Origin of the sequence: Streptomyces katrae, assembly GCF_000966975.1 — a bacterium.
Taxonomy (GTDB): domain Bacteria; phylum Actinomycetota; class Actinomycetes; order Streptomycetales; family Streptomycetaceae; genus Streptomyces; species Streptomyces katrae.
The window spans coordinates 1-1,487 of record NZ_JZWV01000226.1 but is presented as its reverse complement, the minus strand read 5'-3'; the positions used below and the strand labels follow the sequence as shown (position 1 = coordinate 1,487).

Genomic DNA, 1,487 nt, shown 5'->3' with positions numbered 1-1,487 from the left:
AACGAGAGCTGTGACTGGGCGGTGCGCAGCGAGGAGAGCAGCGAATCGGGCTGCGGGATGATGCGTATCTCTACCTTGTCCAGGTAGGGCCGGCCGGGCTGCCAGTAGCGCTCGTTGCGCGCGAAGCTGAGGGAGGCGCCGGGATTGCGGCCGGTGAAGGTGTAGGGCCCGGTGCCGATGAGCTGCTTGCCGGCGACGGCGTCCTCGACGGAGTCCTTGTCGGCGATGAACATGAACTCGAAGAGGTCGAACAGGTTGCTGACGGGATGGGCGAGGCCGAGGGTGATCTCGTGGTCGCCCCGCTTCTCGAAGGCGGTGACCGCGGCCGCCGTGGATCTCAACTGGGCGGCTCGCACGGGGTTCTGAAGGTTCTGCACCGCGAAGATGACGTCGTCCGCCGTGAACTTGCGGCCGTTGTGGAAGGTGACGTCGTCGCGGAGCGTGAAGGTGATGCTCTTGCCGTCCGGGGCCACCTGCCAGGACTTCGCCAGTTCCGGCTGCGGCCGCAGCTTCTCGTCGTAGCGGGTGAGGGTGTTGAACACCAAGCGTGGGACGAGGGTCATCGCGCTCACCGCGAAGAGGAGGGACGGAGTGAAGTCGACCCCGTGCGCGACCGTCAGCGTGCCTCCCCTGCGGGGGCTCGCCGCGGCGGCCGGCGTGCTGTCGTCGACCGCGGAGCGGCAGGCGCCCAGCGTCATGAGGAGGGAGCCGGCACCCACGGCGCGCAGCAGGCCCCGCCGGGAGAGGGGAGGGAGCGTGGTCATGATGGAACCGCCTTGGCGATGAGGAAGCGAGGAAACTTAATTGCAATCTGAGCGGAACTAATTCACCGCAGGTGGGGCCGGGTGCGGTCCATCGCAGGGTGAAGCGGGTGAAGCGGGTGAAGCAGCGGGAGCCGCGGCGCGGAGATCCGGTCAGGATCGCGAAACGCGGTGCGGGGGAGGGGAGCGGCCGTGTCGCCCAGGCGTCCCGGAGAACGGGAACGGGAACGGCGGGACCGCGGCCCGGGCGGGCCGGCGTCAGGCTGAAGGCGAAATCAGCGGGGACAGCCCGGCGACGACGGCACGGCACAGATCGCGCTGGCATGGCGACAGAGGTCGACATGCCGGCGGGAAACGAGCCGCACGGTCGGGGTCATGCGCGCAGATTGTCAGACACCCGGTGATTGGTCAAACGCCACTGTCCGTAGCGGATCGGCGTAGATGTTGGCCAGAACGGCCGTCCCGGCCGCGACGTCCAGTGCCCGTTCCCCGGTTCCCGGAGCCACGATCCGCTCCGGGTCCTCGCACAGGTGCGAGCGCTCGACCGCCTCCTCACGGATCGCGTCGAGGTACCGCGGGTGGGCGCCGGAGAAGGTCTCGTGCACCACCACCACGTCCGGATTGACCAGGTCCGCCAGCAGCGCGACCGCCCGGCCGATCAACCGCGCCCGGCGCCGCACCAGAGCGTCGGCGCCGGGATGTCCCGCCGCCACGGCCTCGGAGAGC

At 69.6% G+C, this 1,487-nt stretch carries 2 protein-coding genes and 1 pseudogene; all 3 read right to left on the bottom strand.

Features of this window, described 5'->3' with window-relative positions; translation table 11 throughout:
* The coding region (locus tag VR44_RS10300; RefSeq protein WP_045947119.1) for an ABC transporter substrate-binding protein at positions 1-764 on the bottom strand (764 nt) is incomplete at its 3' end.
* Between the two features lie 272 nt (positions 765-1,036).
* Positions 1,037-1,138 carry a putative leader peptide gene (locus VR44_RS48790; RefSeq protein ID WP_342669307.1) on the bottom strand — a complete coding sequence of 34 codons (102 nt, stop codon included), beginning with the start codon at positions 1,136-1,138 and terminating at the stop codon, positions 1,037-1,039.
* A 12-nt stretch (positions 1,139-1,150) separates the two neighbouring features.
* Positions 1,151-1,487, bottom strand: a pseudogene (locus tag VR44_RS48360) (ROK family transcriptional regulator); the annotation flags it as partial.

Excerpts from the sequence above, each read along its gene's own strand:
- VR44_RS48790 (WP_342669307.1), bottom strand. The coding sequence starts at position 1,138 with ATGACCCCGACCGTGCGGCTCGTTTCCCGCCGGCATGTCGACCTCTGT.